This window comes from Clostridium pasteurianum, from assembly GCF_001705235.1.
Classification (GTDB): Bacteria; Bacillota; Clostridia; order Clostridiales; family Clostridiaceae; genus Clostridium_S; species Clostridium_S pasteurianum_A.
Genome location: NZ_MCGV01000001.1, coordinates 891260 through 910945, shown reverse-complemented (window position 1 = coordinate 910945; position 19686 = coordinate 891260). Strand labels below are relative to the sequence as shown.

19 protein-coding genes and 2 pseudogenes are annotated in these 19686 nt (G+C 30.5%); 16 read left to right on the top strand and 5 right to left on the bottom strand.

Annotated elements, in window-relative coordinates; all coding sequences use genetic code 11:
• Positions 1–659: 659 nt before the first annotated feature.
• Positions 660–1106 (bottom strand): annotated as a pseudogene (locus BEE63_RS22070) (staygreen family protein); the annotation flags it as partial.
• Between the two features lie 164 nt (positions 1107–1270).
• On the opposite strand from BEE63_RS22070, the gene BEE63_RS04220 reads away from it, so the two are divergent.
• The 4 genes from BEE63_RS04220 (at position 1271) to BEE63_RS04210 (ending at position 5851) form a co-directional block, all read left to right on the top strand.
• Positions 1271–2947 (top strand): GH3 auxin-responsive promoter family protein, encoded by a 1677-nt coding sequence (locus BEE63_RS04220; protein ID WP_100369863.1) that lies wholly within the window; start codon positions 1271–1273, stop codon positions 2945–2947.
• Positions 2948–3018: 71 nt separating this feature from the next.
• Positions 3019–3186 (top strand): Uma2 family endonuclease, encoded by a 168-nt coding sequence (locus BEE63_RS21340; RefSeq protein WP_242874681.1) that lies wholly within the window; start codon positions 3019–3021, stop codon positions 3184–3186.
• 364 nt (positions 3187–3550) lie between these two features.
• Positions 3551–5053 (top strand): WD40/YVTN/BNR-like repeat-containing protein, encoded by a 1503-nt coding sequence (locus BEE63_RS04215; protein WP_066020191.1) that lies wholly within the window; start codon positions 3551–3553, stop codon positions 5051–5053.
• Positions 5054–5068: 15 nt separating this feature from the next.
• Positions 5069–5851 (top strand): inositol monophosphatase family protein, encoded by a 783-nt coding sequence (locus tag BEE63_RS04210; protein ID WP_066020190.1) that lies wholly within the window; start codon positions 5069–5071, stop codon positions 5849–5851.
• A gap of 131 nt (positions 5852–5982) precedes the next feature.
• On the opposite strand, the gene BEE63_RS04205 is transcribed toward BEE63_RS04210, so the two are convergent.
• On the bottom strand, positions 5983–6447 hold the full coding sequence (locus BEE63_RS04205; protein ID WP_081312464.1) for an HD domain-containing protein: 465 nt from the start codon (positions 6445–6447) through the stop codon (positions 5983–5985).
• 178 nt (positions 6448–6625) lie between these two features.
• Between BEE63_RS04205 and BEE63_RS04200 the strand changes: the two genes are divergently transcribed.
• Genes BEE63_RS04200 through BEE63_RS04190 form a run of 3 tightly spaced genes read left to right on the top strand, consistent with a single transcriptional unit; the run spans position 6626 to position 8961 of the window.
• Positions 6626–7348, top strand: a complete 723-nt coding sequence (locus tag BEE63_RS04200) for an ABC transporter ATP-binding protein (RefSeq protein ID WP_066020189.1) — start codon at positions 6626–6628, stop codon at positions 7346–7348.
• Positions 7345–8088, top strand: coding sequence for an ABC transporter permease (locus BEE63_RS04195; protein ID WP_066020188.1), 744 nt, complete (start codon positions 7345–7347; stop codon positions 8086–8088). The genes BEE63_RS04200 and BEE63_RS04195 overlap by 4 nt, the downstream gene beginning before the upstream one ends.
• A 30-nt stretch (positions 8089–8118) precedes the next feature.
• Positions 8119–8961 carry a MerR family transcriptional regulator gene (locus BEE63_RS04190; protein ID WP_066020187.1) on the top strand — a complete coding sequence of 281 codons (843 nt, stop codon included), beginning with the start codon at positions 8119–8121 and terminating at the stop codon, positions 8959–8961.
• A 22-nt stretch (positions 8962–8983) separates the two neighbouring features.
• Here the strand turns inward: BEE63_RS04190 and BEE63_RS04185 are convergent, their stop codons facing one another.
• Positions 8984–9904 carry a tetratricopeptide repeat protein gene (locus BEE63_RS04185; protein WP_066020186.1) on the bottom strand — a complete coding sequence of 307 codons (921 nt, stop codon included), beginning with the start codon at positions 9902–9904 and terminating at the stop codon, positions 8984–8986.
• The gene (locus tag BEE63_RS04180; RefSeq protein WP_066020185.1) at positions 9901–10488 is read right to left on the bottom strand and encodes an SGNH/GDSL hydrolase family protein; all 588 of its coding nucleotides are present in this window, start codon (positions 10486–10488) and stop codon (positions 9901–9903) included. Before BEE63_RS04180 ends, BEE63_RS04185 begins: the two co-directional genes overlap by 4 nt.
• Before the next feature lie 164 nt (positions 10489–10652).
• Here BEE63_RS04180 and BEE63_RS04175 point away from each other — a divergent pair, with 164 nt between their 5' ends.
• The 9 genes and pseudogenes from BEE63_RS04175 to BEE63_RS21575 all read left to right on the top strand — a co-directional run bounded on the left by BEE63_RS04175 (position 10653) and on the right by BEE63_RS21575 (position 17356).
• On the top strand, positions 10653–11351 hold the full coding sequence (locus BEE63_RS04175; RefSeq protein WP_081312463.1) for an epoxyqueuosine reductase: 699 nt from the start codon (positions 10653–10655) through the stop codon (positions 11349–11351).
• 1039 nt (positions 11352–12390) lie between these two features.
• Positions 12391–12514, top strand: a pseudogene (locus BEE63_RS21170) (WXG100 family type VII secretion target); the annotation flags it as partial.
• 201 nt (positions 12515–12715) lie between these two features.
• The gene (locus BEE63_RS21580; protein WP_066020183.1) at positions 12716–12949 is read left to right on the top strand and encodes a hypothetical protein; all 234 of its coding nucleotides are present in this window, start codon (positions 12716–12718) and stop codon (positions 12947–12949) included.
• A gap of 107 nt (positions 12950–13056) precedes the next feature.
• Positions 13057–13458 carry a glycosyltransferase gene (locus BEE63_RS04160; RefSeq protein WP_066020182.1) on the top strand — a complete coding sequence of 134 codons (402 nt, stop codon included), beginning with the start codon at positions 13057–13059 and terminating at the stop codon, positions 13456–13458.
• A gap of 60 nt (positions 13459–13518) precedes the next feature.
• On the top strand, positions 13519–14454 hold the full coding sequence (locus BEE63_RS04155; RefSeq protein WP_066020181.1) for a hypothetical protein: 936 nt from the start codon (positions 13519–13521) through the stop codon (positions 14452–14454).
• Between the two features lie 205 nt (positions 14455–14659).
• Positions 14660–15553, top strand: coding sequence for a hypothetical protein (locus tag BEE63_RS04150; RefSeq protein ID WP_066020180.1), 894 nt, complete (start codon positions 14660–14662; stop codon positions 15551–15553).
• 133 nt (positions 15554–15686) lie between these two features.
• Positions 15687–16184, top strand: a complete 498-nt coding sequence (locus tag BEE63_RS04145) for a hypothetical protein (RefSeq protein ID WP_066020179.1) — start codon at positions 15687–15689, stop codon at positions 16182–16184.
• Positions 16185–16350: 166 nt separating this feature from the next.
• Positions 16351–17151, top strand: a complete 801-nt coding sequence (locus BEE63_RS04140) for an alpha/beta hydrolase (protein WP_066020178.1) — start codon at positions 16351–16353, stop codon at positions 17149–17151.
• Positions 17152–17209: 58 nt separating this feature from the next.
• Positions 17210–17356 (top strand): hypothetical protein, encoded by a 147-nt coding sequence (locus BEE63_RS21575; RefSeq protein WP_157797096.1) that lies wholly within the window; start codon positions 17210–17212, stop codon positions 17354–17356.
• Positions 17357–18103: 747 nt separating this feature from the next.
• On the opposite strand, the gene BEE63_RS04135 is transcribed toward BEE63_RS21575, so the two are convergent.
• Positions 18104–19129 carry a branched-chain amino acid aminotransferase gene (locus BEE63_RS04135; protein WP_066020177.1) on the bottom strand — a complete coding sequence of 342 codons (1026 nt, stop codon included), beginning with the start codon at positions 19127–19129 and terminating at the stop codon, positions 18104–18106.
• Positions 19130–19686 lie beyond the last annotated feature (557 nt).

The window sequence follows — 19686 nt, the reverse complement described above, 5'->3', positions numbered from 1 at the left end:
AGAAAATTTTGAATATATCCCAGAGTGTCACTGTTAAATGTACCAATAATACGTTGAAAAGCAATTAAATCATAATAAGTAAGCTTTTCGTTCATAACAGTAGGAAGTAAGGTACTTAATGCTAGAACCTCTCCTTGAACTGGCTTTTTCAATTTCCCATTTTCATAGTAATATTGAGATAGATAATCATATCCTTTATAGCTTATATCCAATATGAAAAGCTTATCTAAGGTGGTGCTGCTAACATTAACCTTGTAGAAGTCAGCATAATCTACTCTATATTTATATTCTGCATTATATTTATCAAAATTGAAGATTTCTACAAAGCTGCTGCCATTAAAAGTGTAAATGTAGAAAAAGCCGTATCCGCCGCTGCCGCCAGAATCTATGCTTAATTTTATGTCATCAATTTTGTCCCGTGTAAAATCACCTAGGAAGATTGACGCGTTATATCCAGAATTGAATTTAGGTTTAATAGTTTGAAGCTTATGTGTATGCCCATCTTCAACTACAATAGTGATATTGTCAGAAAAAATTTCTGAAGAACCGTTCTTGTTTCCATATAAAGACACTTTATCAGGTATACCATCACCAGTAACATCGCCTATTTTTACGTCAATTAAGTATTCATTTGGATTGTCATGTCTATAAGAATTTGAAACATCATAATTCCCCAAAGTACCCCAATTTTCTACTTTATTAAAATATGGATTAGAGGATATAAAGAATACTATTATTGGAGAAGTATTTAACTCTTTGTGAGATAAAAAAAATAATCTATCACCATATCTAATAGCTTTTAAAGCAAGTGGTAATTCACGTCTAAATATATAATTTCGCACTGCAGCTGATGCTGGATTAAGTTTTCCATCTACATATAGGTATACATGATAAGCATAGTTATTTCCTCTTTTAATCCACTGTCCAAGTACTTCATCTCTAGTAGCATTAGTCTTGTCATAAGCATAATTTAATCCAATTGTTAAAAAAAGTTCAGCAGTTATGTCTGAATGTGTAAGTGTATACCGGCGTGGAATAATAGGCTCTGTAGGAGTAACTCCATTCCGGTATTCTACAGAAAGTTTTTCAGGATTGAATTTATTCATTTTATATACTCCTGCAAAATAGTTCTAATATAAGTATTATATGAACTATAGAAAAATTGTGTTATTTTTTAATTGCATGATGTAGTTCATTTTTATTAATTCACATAAATGTAATTAGATTTTTCATATATTGTTATGAGAAAATAATTGGGAAGTGAATTATTATGAGTGTTATCAGTAAACTACTTTATAAAATTTCTATAAATGCTGGAGGTATAGTAAAAGTAAGATTTAAGCGTGAAACTAAAAGGTGCAGAGAGGTAAATGAAAAAGTCCTATTTAATATATTGAGAGCAAACTGCAATAGTGAAATAGGAATGAAATTTGATTTTAATAGTATTAAATCTATAGAGCAGTTTAAAAGAAGAGTACCTATTACAGAATATAAGGATTATGAAGGATATATAAATAGGATGGCAAGAGGAGAAAAAAATATTTTAATGAAGGATGATATTGAATATTTTGGGCATACATCAGGAACTACAGGGAAGCAGAAACTTATTCCATGCACACGAAATAGCAGAAGAATATCCTCAAGATATATGGCACTGCTTGTTAATAAATTCTGTTATGATAATTTTAAAAAAGGCTGGAATTATGGAAGAGGTTTAATGATAGCAGACATAGTTATGACAACTTATACAGAGGGTGGAATTCCAATATGTTCAGCCACGTCCGGTGGTATGAAAGGCATAAAAAGTGTATTGCCATATTTGTTTACATCGCCACTTGAGGTTATGAAAATAAAGGACAAGGAAACAGCTTTATACCTTCACTTATTATTTGGTTTAAAAGAAAAAGAACTATTATATATAGGCGGCGTTTTTATTTCAAGTGTATTAGATTTATTTAGAGTTATGGAAAAATGGCATAAGGAGCTTGTAAATGATATAAGGAGAGGATGTATAAATAGTAAATTAAATCTTGACGAAGGTGTAAGAAAGGAATTAAATAAGTTTCTTTCACCGGATAATGTGAGAGCAGATAAACTGGAGTTAGAATTTAAAAAAGGTTTTAAAGGTATAAGTTCTAGAATATGGCCTAATTTATTGTACATTGCAACAGTAACTGGAGCAAATTTTTCTATATACGATGACAAAGTTAAGTATTACACAGATTCACTGCCGATTTATTCTGCTGCTTATGGTTCAACTGAGGCTATGATTGGCATTAATCCTTATGCAGATAAAATAAGATATGTAATTATACCAAGCACTGTTTTTTATGAATTTATCCGTGTAGATGGAACCAGCAGAGACACATTTCTTTTACATGAACTGAAGCTTGGAGAAAAATATGAAATAGTAGTTACTAATTATGCAGGACTTTATAGATATAAAATTGGAGATGTTGTTAAGGTAGTTGGATTTTATAATAACTGTCCTGAGGTTGAGTTTTTGTATAGAAAGAATCAGGTTTTGAACATGGCAGCTGAAAAGACTAATGAGGAACAATTAACAAGTGCCATACAGGCTGCAATCAAAAAACTAAAATTGAATTTAGTAGATTATACTACAATGCCGGATAATTCAATTACACCAGGGAGATACATTTTTTATTTTGAGCTTAAAAATAATATGTCAAGCTGCATACTTCAACTATTAGAACGAACTCTGGATAGTGAGCTTAGAAAATCAAATTTAGCTTACGATAGGGCAAGGGATAATAGAAGGCTTGGTAGGATTAAAGTAGTACTTTTAAAACCTAATACTTTTAATTTGATAAAAGAAGCTCTGTTTAGAAAGGGAATATCTAAAAATCAAATAAAAATTCCAAGGGTTGCGGTTAATAATAAATGTGTGTTAGAGATTAGTGAGGAAAATAAGATTTCGTATCATTAATTTATGCTTGAAATAGAATATTAAAAGTTCACTTTGACAAGTATAGTTTGACATGAAATTATAAACATAAAGTGTGTGAGTATTGGATAGTAAACCCTATGAAGAAAACTATATTAGTTTATAGACCTGATACTGATACAAACCAGTATGCAGCTCCTGAAAGTTATTCTTTCAAAGATAAAATAAAAGTTGGGATATATGATAATTTGGAAATCAATTTTAAATTGTTGAGATTGTAGGTTAAGATGGATGAGTTAGAAAAAATTTTGTTGAAACAGAGAAATCAAAAAATTATGTTTGCTTTTTTTAGAAATTTTATCTCAATAACTAACTTAGAAATAAAAAGATTATGTTTTAAAACTAATCTAATAATATAAAGAGGTACAAAATTTTTTATATTAAATTTGGCAATTTAAATTGAAATTTATATTTGAATTTAGGATAAAAGGCATTATAAACTGTTGAATTAATGCCTTTTTTGTTAGATTCACATGTATTAATATTCAAAAATTTGTTGTATAATTTAATAAACTTTAGTTTTAAAAGAGCATGAAATTTAAACTATTCTCAAGCTTTGAAATAAAGGTAGAATGGAGTGAATAAATGAAAATACACAAGCAAATCACAAAAAAAGAATTAATTTTATCAGTGGCAGCATGTACTGTATTTATTTTAGTATACTGGCTGGCATTTTATGAACTATACATATTGTGCAAATTTGGAAGATTCAAAAACAATGTACCAATATTGATTGGGTGTCTCACTTTCTTCGTAGTATGGTTTATAATTTTGATAATCAGAAAGTTAAGAAAATCGGCAGTTTTAGATGGACAAAGTGAAAATGAATATGAAAATTATTCAAAGCTTAAAACTAAGTGGAACTGTGTAGTATTGGTAATATTAGTGCTTATAACGTGTTTTTATGGAGCTAAAATATACCATGATGCAGTAAAATATAATGGAAAGCTGGCTTGGCTTTTAGAGGATTTGAGAAACAAGAAAACTGTAAAGCTTCAGCATGATAACATATATAAGGATGGCGTAAAAGGACTTTTTTCGGATATTAATGCAAAGATACATATGCCTGAAAAGCTTTATGTAGCAACCAGTTTCAGTCTTAAATTTGATTCTGATGGTAAAATCACAGCTTTTGATACATTTCTCTATGGTAAAGATAGTGATGGCAAGCTCAAGACCTATTTAATTAGCTATGATGGCAGTAAGTCAGATGATATAACAGTGCGTTTAAATGGAAATGCTAATCCAACGTACAGCAAAGATAAGCTTTTAAAACCGCTGCTTGATACAATGAAGGTAATTCCACTTAAGAAAACCGTAAGTAAGTGGAATGAAAAGCAATTTGGCATTCTTTATTATGGAAAGAGAAGTTTTGGATATAATACAACTGGTATTATGTATATTGATTCAAAGGGGAATATAAGCTCTCCTGGTATGGCATTTTCGCAAATATCTGGATATACTGTTTCAATATATGTGCCGGGAAAAGAAAATGAGTATGTGCCTGTTAGATATAATTTGCTAGAAGGTTCGGCTAACGCAAAAATGCCAGAGTTTTCGAATGCAAATGAGAATAAAAAGCCTTCTTTTGATGAGCCAGACAAAGCCTCAGGTCAATTTTATTTGTCAAAGAAAGTTGGATATCGCTTGCAGGTAACGGCAGCAGCGGCAGGAAGTAGATCGTATTCTTTAGAAGGTACAACTGATGGAGGAACTACCTGGGAGACTATAAATGATGATCCATTTGCAGGGGATATTGGCACTGCTTCAGGAGTAACTTTTTTAAATGACAAACTTGGATTTTTATGTTTAGCTAAAAGTGGAGGAAGTAGGGGAGACTTATATCGTACGGAAGATGGAGGTAAATCTTATGCAAAGGTAAGTTTTCCAGAAGTAAAAGTAACATCTGCCGGTCAAACTTATAATCCTTTTGATTTACCTGGAATGCCTTATAAGAAAAATGGAATCCTTAATGCTTTGGTTGGACAGGGCTCTGACGGAGATTATAATGGGAACTCTAAAGCTTTATATGAGTCAAAGGATAATGGTAAAACATGGGGTTATGTAAAAGAAGTTTCTAAAAAATAGTGGAGGGATGTAAAAATGCAAGATGTAAGAGAAAATGTTGAGAAAGCTTTAAGAGAAGCTGGAGAAATAATTGCTGCTTCAACTATACATGGTAATATGGTGGAAGAAAAAGGTTTTGCTAATTATGTTACAGAGATTGATTACAAGGTTCAAAAGTTACTTACAGCAAAGCTTAAGGAGATTATCCCGGGGAGCAATGTTATAGGTGAAGAGGCTAAGAATAATCTGTATGATATAAAAAAGTCTACTTGGATTGTTGACCCTGTAGACGGTACTACAAATTTGATGTATGGGTATAAACATTCAGCAATTTCAGTAGGACTTTATAAGGAAAATAAACCTTGTATGGGTTTTGTGTATAATCCTTATTTGGAAGAGATGTTTTTTGCAGAAGTAGGCAAAGGTGCGTTCTTAAATGGAGCAAAGATTAGTGTTACTAAAAACAAGGTTTTGGAAGAATGTCTTGCAGGCTTTGGCACTAATCCCTATGATAGAAGCAATGTAGATGAAACTTTTGAAATAGTAACATCACTTTTCAAAAAATGCAGAGATGTGAGAAGGTCAGGCTCGGCAGCTTTAGATATGTCATACGTTGCCTGCGGACGTATGGATTCATTCTTTGAAATGTGCCTTCAGCCGTGGGATTATGCTGCTGGATTTATAATTTTAAGTGAAGCGGGAGGAAAGACTACAGATTGGGAAGGAGAAGCACCGCAGATTATTCGTCCTTCAAGTATTGTATGTTCTAATGGTTTTTTACATGATGAAATGCTTGAAATAATTAATAATGCACGTTAAAAAGATACATTTTAGTATAAGTCTATGTTTAATGCAGTGCTGAAATGTAGATTTATGGACATTATAGGTGAGATTGTCCACCTGTAATGTTCAATATCATAAAATTTTGAAGTAAGATTTATGACTTAATCTCATGCAATACCAAACTCAATTTTGAGCTTTTCATACCTTGTTTTTTCATGTGGCATTATTTCAAAGGTAGGATTATAAAAGCAATGCTGAAGTACGTCTGCATCTATTAAAACTTCATTAAAATCAGAATGTACAAATTCTTTTTCGCTGTGTGTATAAATAGCATCACAAATAATTTTAGTTTCATCCTCGTTTGTTATCTTTAATGATGCTAGTATTTCCTTTGCCAAGACAGCACCTTTATGTGCATGGTCTTTAGCATCCATTTTAGAATATGAATATATGTCATGAAGCATACCTGCCATAGTTGCAAGTTCAGCATTCTCCCCACGTTTCAATGCAATTAATGCGCAAGATTGAGCAACACCATATAAATGTACATAAGCACATCTTCGTTCTTTAACATCTGACATATTTAAAAGTATATTATCAATATATTGTCTTAAAATCTCAATTCTGTTCATTACTATTTTTCTCCTCTCAAACACTATTCTATCTATATTATAATCTACTTTTTTCTTGATTTTTGTGAATTATGAATTGAAGTAATATAAAATATATTCTTGACTCTTCCCTTACAGGAGAATATATACTCAATAATGCAATTGAAAAATGAGTATATATTCGAAAGGAGATAATGTAATGGAAGATAGTATTATTATCAGTCATTTGAAAAAATGTTATAAGGACAAAGTGGCTGTTGACAATTTATCTATCAAGGTAAAAAAGGGAGAAATATTTGGTTTGCTCGGGCATAATGGAGCAGGAAAATCTACAACTATTGACTGTACTTTAGGACTTAAGAAGTTTGAAAGTGGATGCGTAAGTATACTTGGGATGAATCCAATAAAAGAAAGGAAAAAGCTATTTGAAAGAGTTGGAGTACAGCTTCAGGAGTCATGCTACCAAGGGAATATTAAGGTTGGAGAGTTATGTGAAGAAACTTATGCACTTTATAAAAATCCTGCAAATTATAAAAAGCTTTTAAAGGAATTTAAGCTATCTAAATTTGAAAAGAAACAAGTATCCAGCTTATCTGGTGGAGAAAAACAGAAACTATCGGTTTTGCTTGCGTTAATTCCTAATCCAGAGGTTATTTTTTTAGATGAGCTTACAACTGGCTTAGATTCTGCTGCCAGGAGGGAAGTCTGGAAACAGCTGCTTTCTTTAAAAGAAAAACAAACTACAATTTTTTTAACCTCGCATTATATGGATGAAGTAGAAGCACTTTGCGATAAAGTGTGCATTATTAAAAACGGAAAAGAAGTAGTAAGTGGTACTCTTGATGAAGTAATAACGGGGAGCCCATACAAGAGAATGGAAGAAGCATATTTATGGTATATGGGTGAGGAGGACGCAGAATGAAGAGGTTTTTAAAGTTATTAAAGATAGAGGGACTGCTTGGATTTAGGTGTCCGGATAGCATATTTTTTGGAGTTTGTATGCCAGTAGGTATTATTGTATTAATAGGTGCTATTTGCAAGTCAAAACCTGCTTTTCATGGGGCGAGCTACACACTTTTAGAAAGTTCCTTTGGAGCACTTATAACGGTTGGTATTTGTGCTACTGCTTTTATGGGGATTCCTATAACAATTGCGGATTACAGAGATAAGAAGATTTTGAAACATTTTTTTGTAACACCTGTAAGCCCTGCTGTGTTACTATTAGTACAGGTTGTAATAGATATGGTACTTTCTATAATATCTGCAATATGTGTATATGCAGTAGTTAAGCTGTTTTTTAATTATGAAATGAGGGGTTCAAAAATTGGGTTCATTTTATCCTATTTTTTAGTTATGTTTTCTATGTACAGTATTGGAATGCTTATGGCAAGTATTTGTAAGAATATGAAAATAACAAATGTAGTCTGTAGTATTGTATATTTCCCAATGCTGCTTTTATCAGGTGCTACTGTACCATACGAAATATTCCCCAAAACGCTTCAATATGTTTCAAATGTTTTGCCTCTTACTCAGGGGATTAAATTATTAAAAGGATATTCTTTAGGATTACAAGAACAAAGTCTTTTAACACCTATTGTGATTATGTTAGTATGGGGATTAGTTAGTGCTATTGCAGCAGTTAAAACCTTTAGATGGGAATAAATTTTAGAGATTGTATAAGTGGGGTTGATTATGAAAGAACAATATAAGTGCGAAAAAAAAGATGATACTATATTATATAAAATTGGATTGTTTTCTAAGATAAATCAAGTTACTATAAAAACACTAAGATATTATGATAATGTTGGATTACTAAAGCCTGCACATGTTGATGAGCATAATGGATATCGCTATTATACTTCTGCCCAGCTTCCTGTTCTTCATCATATACTGGCACTGAGGCAGATGGGGTTTACCTTAGAAGAGATCAAGGAAGTTCAAGATGGCATGTCAGAAGAAAAAATGCTTTTGAAAAAGAAGAGTGAACTTATTAGAAAAATTGCGGATGATACTATGAAATTATCAGAGGTGGAGTCTTATTTAATCCAAAAGAATAATGAAGGCGAGTATCATATTATATTAAAAGAACTGCCTGAAATAATTGTTGCATCAATGAGGACAGTTATACCAGATTATAGTGTTTTATTTGATGTTGCTTCAATTAAGGATGCAGAAATGAAGAGACTCGGATGCTCATATACAGTTCCTCAATATTGTTTTGATATTTACCATGACGGAGAATACAAGGAACATGATATAGATGTGGAAATTTGTGATGTTGTTACTGAAAAGAAGAAAGATTCTGATATAATTAAGTTTAAAACCATGGAGAAGGTTGAAACTGCAGCATGCGTACTGCACAAAGGAAGTTACAAGGAATTACCTAAAGCCTACGCTGCTGTTTTGAAATGGATAGAAGAAAATGAATTTCAAATGGTAGACAATCCACGGGAATCATACATTGATGGTGTGTGGAATAAAAAGGTTGAAGAGGATTGGCTCACAGAAATTCAAGTTCCAGTTAAGAGAAGATAGTTATAATTTAAAGATAAATGCGTTATACGTTATATGAAGCTATGAATTTTTTAAAAGAATTGAGTTTTCGTATTTCTTCTAATTCCTCATCTTCAAGGGCATATTCTAAAAATTCAGGGTATAATTTTAATGCTGTAATTATATCCTCACATGCCCTGTCCTTTTCATCAATTAAAGCATAAAAACAGCTTCTATTGTAATACAAAAAATGTACTTCAATGCAATTATTGATTCCATCTGATAGGACTTTTATACCTTTTTTAGTATTTTTATATTTGTAAATTACGGCTAAGTTTAAATAGCTGTATTCATAAGTTTTATTCTGTTTAATTGATTTTTGGTAGAAATTAATTGCTCTCTCTAGCATATTAAATTTATTACAAATTACCCCCATGTTAAAAAGTGCTAAGTAATTTTCTGAATCTATTTCTAAAGCATTTGAGAACATTTTATATGCAAGGTTGTTTTGATTTTCTTCCTCATATATAGCACCTAAATTTAAGTTTGCCCAGAAATTCATAGGATTTAATGTTAGCAACTTTTTATAGGTAGCTACTGCCAGCCTTTTTGCTCCTGATACATCATAGGCATTTGCTAGGAAAAAATAGGCTTTATGATAATTTGGATTTATGAAAATAGCTTTTTTATATAATTCTATAGCTTTTTTGTAATTCTTATCATTATCATATATTACAGCTAGACCGTAATAAGCTCTATCTTCATAGTCATCTATTGCCAAGGCTTCTAAATAATACTTTTTAGCCATGTCAGATTTTCCTAAAGAATCATATATTACAGCTAAATTAATTATTGCTTCTATATTTTTACCATTAGAAAGTTCATAAACTTTGTTATACAGATCTATGGCTTTAATTAATTTTTTCTCCTGAGAAGCCTGTTCTGCATTTTTTAGGTATTCATCAATTTGTAGATCATTTTTCATAAGTTAACTTTTCCATCCTTATTTTTTAATAGTTTAGCTGTTTCTTCAAACATTAGTTTGTGCCCATGGACATTTGGATGTATTCCATCACTGTATAAATTTTTAATATCTTTTTTATTTATAAACAGGTCGTAAAAATCGATAAGAGTAATATTATTATTTGAGCAGAAGGTTTTAGCCCAATTAATGTAATTTAGTAAATTAGTATTAACCTCTTTATAATTAATTTCAGCATCCCAATAAATTTTTGCAAGTGAAGCTATTACCGGCGGTTGTAGAGCTACTATAGGTTCTATGTTATTCTCTTTAGCTTCAGTTATCAAAAACTTAATATTATCCTTAATTAGTTTTAATGGATAATTCATAAGCATATCATTTGTTCCAGCCATAATGATTACATGAGATGGTTTTTCCTGGGTAATATCTCTATAAGATCTTGAAAGAATTCCAGAGGTGGTATCTCCATTCATTCCCTTATTTATTATTTCTAAATTTAAATGCGATTTTAAAAGTTCTACCCAGGAGGAATTTGATGGAACTCCATATCCATAGGTTAAACTATCGCCAATACAAACTAATTTCATGGTTTTACCTCGATTTTTTAAAATATACTACATTTTAAATTCATTTTAACACTATTTATTCATATTGACACGATTAAATAATTTAATTATTATATATTAGTTTAATAGCAAATTTTATTTAACATGAGTTATAGTTTCAATATAAAATTTGTGGAGGTGTTTTAATGATTGATTCTAATGAGGTAAAAAAACTTTTATATGATCTAGGAGCTGATGTGTGTGGTATAGCGCCAGTAGAAAGATTTAAAAATGCACCTGAAGGCTTTCATCCTAAAGATATTTATTCTGATTGTAAATCTGTAGTAGTTTTCGCTAAAAGACTTCCAGCCGCAGCAAATATGCTTAAAAGTACGAGAGTAGTATATACTCATATGACTGCTTTGATTTTTGAAGAAATTGATAGAATAAGTGCTAATGCTTGCTGCTATTTAGACAAGTTACATACAGGAGCAGTTATGATACCATGTGATGAACCTTATGAGTATTGGGATGAAGAGAAAAAACATGGTAGAGGAATATTGTCCTTAAAACATGCAGGAGAGCTCGCAGGTATTGGGGTTATAGGTAAAAATACTCTTTTAGTAAATAAAGATTTGGGAAATATGATGTATTTAGGGGCTTTACTTATAGATAAAGTTGTAGATTATGATCCTATGATAAAAGAAAATTATTGCTATGATAAATGCAGGAAATGTATTGAAAATTGTCCTCAAAAAGCTCTTAATGGAGTTAGTGTTAACCAAGCTTTATGTAGGAGTAATGTAGTTAAGCAGTCAAGCAAAGGTTATTGGTTTTATAATTGCTGTAAATGCAGATTAGAATGTCCTAATTCTTTAGGAATGAGGAAAAAAATCAAAAAATGATAATTTAATAATGAATCTAAATATTAGGGGAGAACCAAATTCAAAAGATGGAGGTGGTTCTCCTTATTTTATTTTAAGAATCATTCTGCTATGCCTAATATTATCTTTATTGAGCTTTCTATAAGTACAATACGAAGTTAATTACCGCTATTACAAGAAAAATATATGTCCAATTCTTGTTACGAATAAAGAACAATGAACTGTAATGGCTACAATTAATACGCAGGAGTTTAATTGTAACGTCACTGAAATTCTTTTTAGGAAATTTTTCTTTTTGATGTTCTAAAATCATTTCAAACTCATCGTTTGTTAGTTCTACTTCATTTCTGACAAACAAAACTGTAAATAAAAAATTTAATATTGCAGCCATAAGTAAAATAGCTGTGAGAAAGCATTGATTAGTGTTTGGAAACTTTTTGAAATTAATAAAATAAATGAGTACAGAAAGAATTAAAGAGAAAACAACCAATTTCCCTTTCCTTTTATAGATAAAAATCATTTTTTATCCTCCCTTTTTTTATTTTCAATTTTAACATTTGCCTGGAAAATTGCAACAAAAATTTACAGTTTTTATGGCAAAATAGATGGCTAAAACTCATAATACCTCATTAATTTGTATAATATTATAGAATTTTAAATTATATTAAATATATTTTTAAATTAAACTTAAATTAGTATAATATTTTTTAAGAATATAAATTTTAGGATATGATTGATATAGTAGGTTTCTAAGTTCTTTATCTAAGCTTTTATAATCTTATATAATTTTACAAGGTTAACATAACATAAAACACAATATATACAACAACTTTTTAATAATTCGACATAAAAATGTAATGACAGAGATTTTATAATAATTATTAAGTTAGAAACTGTTGAAAACCGTGGAAATAAATCATTGACAGTCAAAAATAAGAGTAATATAATAAACATGAAATGGAAAAAATTTTGAAATGAAATAGTAATAATATTAAACTTCACACTTAACTTAAGATAACAATACTGAAAATATATAAAACTAGGAGTTATTATGGCTTAAATCTCTGTGACACCTGAAGAGTTAAAATCTCAGGTTCAGGCTTGTATTCAATTTAAAGAAAAAAATTGATCAAGTGATTCAAAAAGTGAATTCAACGAATAGAACAATTGCTGAGGAATGGAAAGAAATTAAGATGCTACTTTTGTGGCATCTTTTGTTAAAAAAACTATAAAAAATGTACTATTAATATTCATCTGTGTATTTGGGGGAATATTATTTTTGGCGAGCGCCCGATGTTTTCTAGTTGATTCCTAAGTAACTGGCTTTATTGGTTCGAACCTGATCAAAGACAAGGGTACTGCTGGATATCCTGTTTATTCTAGCCATGCTTGCAAGGACAGGTGCTATAGCTTATTTTTCTATTGGACATGCTATTAAAGCTAATAAACAATATGAATTGTTTGCTCAAAAATATGGATGTCAATTTGATAAAGCACAAGGGAATCCTTATTATCGTGATAACTCTAAAAATCATACAGATATGAGCGTAATACACTTTGTGAATATTTACAAGGTAATTTGGATGCCAACACTATTCACGAAAGAATTAAAAATCTAATAATGCTAAAATTATGATCAGTTTCACAGGAACGACTAAGATTTGTGAAGAAGAAAAAAACGAGAACTATACGGAAATTCAAAAAATACTTAGGAGTGTAAAGATAAATGAAAACAAATAAAACTACTTTATTGGTACTAGTATTAGTCCTGTCGCTTTTAATTCTCGGTGGATGCAGCGGTTCCAAAAGTATTCAAGGGACATGGAAAGTGCAGGATGGTAGTGGAGAAAATTCTACAATGGTGTTTAAAGATAAGAAAGTAACTGTAGATGGAAAAACTTTCGCTTATACACAAAATGCAGTCGGCATTAAAAATGGAATTAACTATTGTGTGATAAAGCAAGATAATAAAAATTATACTATTGTTTTCCCTGACAAAGATAAAAAAATTGCCATAATGATTGAACCAGATTCGACTGATAATTATCTCCGAGGGAAAATGCTATATGCAATGAATAAAATAACACAGCCCAATTATAAAAAATATGCAAAAAAATATCTGAAGTAAATTTGCATGATTCCGTACTTAACGAAGCTGCGCAGTTTTTGGAGGAGGAAAGCACGTTATATGGATACTAAAAACAAAATATTTTCAGCTAGTTTTCAACAATCATTAGCGTATGTCAATAATCCTAAGCAATTAGCTTCAATGGAAAAAGAGTTTATAAAAAACTATTTTCATGAACACTCGGTGATAAGAGTATTGTTTTGTTCATTTTTATCACTACTACTTTTTGGGGTACTTCCATATATTTTAGGAGCTTTTCTTCCACAAGAATTAGCCAAGGCACAGATTGGAAGCATTAATGATATCAACTATTATTCGGCTGTGATGGCAGGCAAGATTGGCAGTTACTTAATTGCCGTTCCACAGGTCTTTGAACTTTTTTGGGTAATTACTTGGATTTATTTTCCTTTAAGAAGAATGCTTCCAGGATATTCCATGAAAAATGCAATGAAAATTGCAATTTTACAAATGGTGTTACTTACTAATATACTGTTTTTTACCGGTTTTCCTATGTTAGTTGGATTTGCTATTTCTGGTTCTGGGATACTGGGAATGGTAGTACAGGTACTTTTTGTTATATACTTTTTGATAAAATCTATTATACATACTAGGAATAGAATATTATTTGAACTATATAAAACTAAGGTGGAAATGAAGAAGGGAGGTAGTTTAAAAAAATTTTTTAATATTTTTGTAGTATTTGTTCTTTTGATAATAAATAGCTACTTTCCAAGAATAGGAATGATAACTCCAGTTGATAGTTATCAAATTCTTTATGGATGGCTTTTTCTAATAATTTCGATTGTAAGCATATTTTTAGGAAGAATAGTAACCCCAACACTATTAGCTCATTATTATATAATAAAATATTCAGAATCGTATAGGGAAATTTGGGAAATTACAGATGAACAATGGTACGGCAAGCGAAGAGCAAAACGTATAGCAAGAAGAAAAAAAATAAGAGAGAAGATCAATGCTAGGATGAGATCAAGATAAAAAATTAAAGCAGTTCAATATAAATGGTCTCATGCGTATGATGACTTAAAAGATGATGCTTATAAATTATATGATTATGCTGGGTAGAGGCTGAATACTATCAAAAAAGCAGCTAGCAACTTTATAAGATCCGATTAAGGAAGGTACTAAAGTATACTCCTAAGGTTCCACAAGTATATTAAATAGAATTTGGATGGTGATTTTTATGAGAAAACCTAAAATTTTTACTGCAACATTTGAAGAAAGTCTAAACTTTGAAGACGATCCTATATTAAAAAGGCAAAATAAGGATGTAGAGAAACCAAATAAAAAGGAAAGACCTGTTTTATTTTTCATCATTGCTTGTATTTGCATTTTAATGTTATATGGGGTGCATCGGCTCACAGTAAGTCTTACAATTGAGCAAACTGCTGACAGTTCACTTCCAAAGGCTGATATAAATTTTTCACCGGTTTGGTTATTTTGGCTGTGCTTTTTGATATTTGTTTTATTTTGGATCTATACTCGCTTCATACGAATAAAACGTAACCGAATATTTTGGGCGCATGTAAATGCAAATAATTATTTAATTTGGCTGGCACTTGAATTTAATTTGATGTTTGTTACAATGTTATTAAAAATTTTCACGGCGTGGGGAATTATAATTATATACTGTGCATTTGGGTTATTCGCTTTTTTACTATTTCGCAGACAAATAAAGTCTATTCAAAGAACATTGTTTTCATCGCAAGATATTCGCACTAGACACAATGCTTTAAAAAATAAGATAATTAACATTGCTTTGACATTGGGAGGAATAGCTTGCACATGTTATTTAATTTTAAAATGGAGATATCCACACATTGAGGATTTTGGTAGTGGAACAGATGGATTGATTCAAATAGTTACAATGTGGGTTATTTTTAATTTGGCACTTATAGCAATAGAAATATATATTGAATTTCCATATCAAGTTCAAGGATATTACAAACGTAAATATGCTGAAGAATATCGTAAAAGGGAAGGTAAAAGTCAAATTGAATGGTATGGTAAAAGGTATTTTAGTAAACATATTTTAGGTACAAACAAAGAAGATAAGGCAGGAAATTCGCAAAGATAGAAAATTAGTTCTTGCATAGGTTTACAAAATATACTTAATTTCTTGCATGAATATGCTTGATTGTTTTAGCTTAATTATAATATAATAAAAAATGCCACATTTCACAGTATTTTAGAAAGGAGCTAAAACATATATGACATATTTATGTTTAGGATTTAGTTTATTAATGGCAATTTTATTAATAGTTTCGAGAGGTATTTTTTATAAATATTATGATAAAATCAATTTGAAAATAAAAAAGAGATTAGATAAAATGTTAAAAATAATTTATTTTGCACCTATAATAGCTTTAGGTATAATAGTTATTTTTATTGTTGCATATTTTAAATCAAAAGCTTATATTAGACTATCACATGCGTGGTTCGTAGTTAATTTTTGGATATATGGTGTTATGTTTTATTATATAACTATATTAATAGCAAAAACACGAAAATTAGATGTAATAATACCTATTGTTGGCATGGTAGCATCTGTAGTTATTGCCATATCATTAACAGTTTTACAACACTATCAGAGTGTGTTTCATAACACTAACTTAATAGTTCCAAATATCTTTGGATTAATTATGCTAATAATATCCATGCATTCAAACTATACATTTTTGACAAAGGAAACTAAAAAGCAAATTTAAAAGTTAAAGTGTTTCTTAAAAATAACAGCGCAGTTCTAATTAGAACTACGCTGTTATTTTTTAAGAGACAATCAAGGAATTATGAAATGTGCAGTTTTGCTACAGAAATATTTATGAACTAGGTAAGCTGCATAGTGCGCAGTATAATATCATTTGAGGTGATATTATGAATGAATCAAAAATAAAAAAAGTAAGCATTTATAGTAATGTTCTAGGCAAAGAAATGTCCATGCTTGTGTATATACCAGAAGACTATAATTGTTTGGATTCTTTACCGGTATTATATTTTTTACATGGAAGAAGCGGTAATGAAAATATAATGCTTGAAACGGATATAAAGACTAAAGCCGATCGAATGATAAAAAATAGAGAAATTAGACCAATGATAATTGTATGTCCAAGAATTGAAAACAGTCGTGGAATAAATTCATCATTAATATGTAAAGATGTAGCTGTTACTGAAAATAGTAATAATAGAACTATAAATTTAGGAATGTATGAGGATTATTTTATAAAAGAGGTAGTAGTGTTAACAGATAGAACTTTTAATACCATAAAAGACAGAAAAGGAAGATATATAGGGGGAGTATCTGCTGGCGGGTATGCAGCTCTTCATAATGCATTAAGGCACCAGCAGATGTTTTCAAAAGTAGGAGGGCATATGCCTGCTTTAGAATTGAAACTTGAAGATGAAGATAAACCATATTTTAAGGATATGGATGTATGGGAAAAATATGATCCGATATGTATTGCAAAAAACAATAATATTTCTCCCGATATTGAAGTATATCTTGATGCTGGAGACAAGGATGAAGGTGGATTTTATGAGGGATGTGGAGTTTTATATAAAATATTAAAAGAAAAGGGTGTAAAAGCTCAAAATCATATATTTTCTGGTAATCACAGTGCTGAGTATATAAAATCTAACATTGAAAAATACCTGAAATTTTATGGAGGGCTAATATAATGATGAATGAAGGACTGAACACTGAAAAGATTTACCCCCACATTCCATAGTCGGAGGTGTGCCTGCAAAACTTATAAGAAAGAGATTTGAAAATCCGGTTATAGAAGATTTACTAAAAATTAAGTGGTGGAATTGGGATACTGAAAAGATATCTAAAAAATTACATTATATTCGAAGTGGAAATATAGAAGAAATGAAAAAATAGAGGATAAATTTATTAAAGTGGGTTTAGACAAGTCTTTAAATCAAGGTTGTCCGTCGTAAATATTAAGATAACCTGTATTTTATGAGGCTTTGCCCGCGATAAAGGTTATGGACGATTTTCTTCCGCTAACATGTGGTCACAGATGAAATATCTCACCTGCTGACGTGCAAAGCGATGTCAGCTAACGCTTCACTCTTAAAGTAAATTAACAATGAGTTGGAACGATTAAAAAAATCCTAATAAATCTTGATGAAAAAAATCGTAAAATGCTTAGATATTTCGATTTGTCTGAGTATTATCATATGCGAGGTTTGGGCTTTAGCCCATTATCCTTCTTAACCTAATACAAGCACTCTTTAAATTACGTGAGGTTTGGACAATTTAGAAAGTGCTAATATGAAGTTGTTAGTGATAATATAGAAAATGCCTATTGATAATTAAGAAGAATAATGGGTTTTTGACCCAAACCCCGTATATGATTGTTATCCTTCTTTACCAGATATAATATATCTTTATTAAATTCCGTAGGTACGGAGGAATTTCTTCCTTGTTTCACTTTCAAAGCAAATTAACAATGTTGAAGGAACGATTTAAAAAAATTCTAATAAATCTTAATAAAAAAATCATAAAATGCTTAGATGTTTCAATTGTCTGACCGTTAGGGAGTTATTGAAATATCTTAGTATTTTATGATTTTTTTATTTTAGATTTATAGAATTTTTTTAATGTTAATTCAACATTGTTAATTTACTTAATTACTTTTATCCAACCATCTGGTGCTTTTATGCTTCCCATTTGTATTCCTGTTAATGTTTCACGTAACTTTTTGATAACAGGACCTACATTTGTCATTCCGCTTGGGAAACAAATTTCTTTGCCATGATCTACTACTTTTCCTACTGGAGAAATAACGGCTGCTGTTCCGCAAAGTCCACATTCTGCAAAATCCTTTACTTCATCAAAATAAACAACTCTTTCTTCTACTTCAAGTCCAAGGTAGTCCTTTGCAACTGTAAGTAAAGAACGACGTGTTATTGAAGGAAGAATAGTGCTTGATTTTGGTGTAACAACTTTATTATCCTTTGTTACAAATAAGAAATTAGCTCCTCCAGTTTCTTCAACTTTTGTTCTAGTAGCAGCATCTAAGTACATATTTTCATCAAAGCCATCTGCATGTGCAGTAACAATTGCATGAAGACTCATTGCGTAGTTAAGTCCGGCTTTGATATGTCCAGTACCATGTGGTGCAGCACGGTCAAAATCACTAACACGTATAGTTAATGGCTTAACACCGCCTTTGAAATATGGTCCAACTGGTGTCCCAAATACTCTAAATTGATATTCATCTGCTGGTTTTACACCAATAACTGATCCAGATGCGAACATATATGGACGAACATAGAAAGTAGCTCCACTTCCATATGGAGGTACCCATGCTTCATTTGCCTCTATGGTTTTTACTATAGCATCTACAAATTTTTCTTTTGGAAAAACAGGCATTTCTAGTCTTTTACAAGAGTTTTCCATACGTTCTCCGTTTAAATCAGGTCTGAATGTAACAATATGACCATCCTTAGTTGTGTAAGCTTTCATACCTTCAAAGCATGATTGAGAATATTGTAATACACCTGCACATTCATTAATTACAACATTTGCATCTGAAGTTAATGCACCTTCATCCCATTTTCCATCCTTATAATTTGATACAAACCTTTTATCTGTTGGCTGATATCCAAAGCCAAGATTTGCCCAATCTAAATTTTTCTTTTCCATAATTTTTTACTTCCCTTCCATAACTGTATTACGCAGCTACTTAATTTATAAAATTAATTTTAAGTACGTGCAATATTATACCTGCTGAAACCGTGGAAGCTTAATTGCTCTATGGCACATAAGGTTTACTGTAAAATTGCTATTTATATTATTATAAGTGATTTTTAGGGACTATTTCAATGATTTGACCAAGATAATTTTGCCTTTTTAAGCAAAGCAGAACCAATTTTAAAAATTAAAACCAGGCTATATTTTTCCGCTGTGATACCTTGTCCATATTTTTATTTTCATTTTTTTCGATAAGAGCCCCAATTAATTGAAAACCGGCAACATTTATTAATATTTCTTAATAACGTCGCAATATGAACCTGTTAATTTTAATATAATATAATTTGAGACAATAGTCAATTATCAAAAGTACTTATGATAACAATTATAATGTAAAAAAATAGAGCGTAAAGGTATACATAGTACTTAGCCCTCTTGTGTTTTTTAAATAGAATTTTAGCTTCAAGGAGGAGGTTATTCAGATAAGTAGTGGATAATTAGAAGAGTAA